The following is a 261-nucleotide window of genomic DNA, read 5'->3' on the forward strand; positions in this document are numbered from 1 at the left end:
TTTCGCTCGCCACTACTCAGGAAATCGCATTTGCTTTCTCTTCCTCCGGGTACTGAGATGTTTCAGTTCCCCGGGTCTGCCTTACTCTGCCTATGGATTCAGCAGAGCATGCTATCCGTTCAGGATAGCGGGTTCCCCCATTCGGAAATCTTCGGATCAAAGCTTACTTACAGCTCCCCGAAGCGTATCGGCGTTCGTTCCGTCCTTCATCGGCTCCCAGTGCCAAGGCATCCACCGTGCGCTCTTTATAACTTAACCACT

Annotated in this window: 1 rRNA gene; it reads right to left on the minus strand. The window is 52.5% G+C overall.

The window, feature by feature from the left end:
• Positions 1-258, minus strand: a 23S ribosomal RNA gene (locus AA84_RS0100890); the annotation flags it as partial.
• Between the last annotated feature and the right edge of the window lie 3 nt (positions 259-261).

This window comes from Sporolactobacillus terrae DSM 11697 (genome assembly GCF_000648615.1).
GTDB classification, from domain to species: Bacteria; Bacillota; Bacilli; order Bacillales; family Sporolactobacillaceae; genus Sporolactobacillus; species Sporolactobacillus terrae.